Origin of the sequence: Desulfovibrio piger (assembly GCF_012843875.1) — a bacterium.
Classification (GTDB): domain Bacteria; phylum Desulfobacterota; class Desulfovibrionia; order Desulfovibrionales; family Desulfovibrionaceae; genus Desulfovibrio.
The window spans coordinates 1-527 of the sequence record NZ_JABAFY010000133.1 but is presented as its reverse complement, the minus strand read 5'-3'; the positions used below and the strand labels follow the sequence as shown (position 1 = coordinate 527).

Annotated in this window: 1 protein-coding gene; it reads right to left on the bottom strand. The window is 63.4% G+C overall.

The annotated features are described in order from the left end of the window. Positions 1-527: autotransporter outer membrane beta-barrel domain-containing protein (locus tag HF854_RS12480; RefSeq protein ID WP_168936566.1), on the bottom strand; the 527-nt coding region annotated here is incomplete at both ends.

The following is a 527-nucleotide window of genomic DNA, read 5'->3' as shown; positions in this document are numbered from 1 at the left end:
TCCAGCCGCTGTCCAGGGCGAAGTCCTTGCTGAAGGTCACGCCGATGGGGAAGGTCCAGATGTCCTGGTGGAGGCTGTCGCCTTCCAGCACGGTGCCGCCGTGGGTATCCACGTCATAGCCCCAGGTGTTGAGGCTCATGTAGCGCACGCCGATGTGCGGGATGATGTCCATCGCACTGGTCTGCAGCAGATACTCGGCCCGCAGACCGGCGCTGATGGCCGTAGCCTGCACGTCGGCTTCCAGATCGCCCATGCCCATGCGGCTGTCCACGTCCTGCTTGAGCTGGTTCCAGGTGCTGGTGTACGACACGTCGGCCATGACGCCGAAGTTTTCGTAATTCCAGCCGGCGTAGGCGCCGAGGCCCCAGAAGTTCATGCGGTTGTCGGTGCTGCTGAGGTCGCCGCCGGAGGATTCGGCGTAACCGCCACCGATGTTGAAGGTGATACCGGCGCGGATGGCGTTCTCGAAGGTGTAGTCGGCACCCAGCGACACGCCGCCCAGATTGCCGTTGAAGCCATAGTCCATG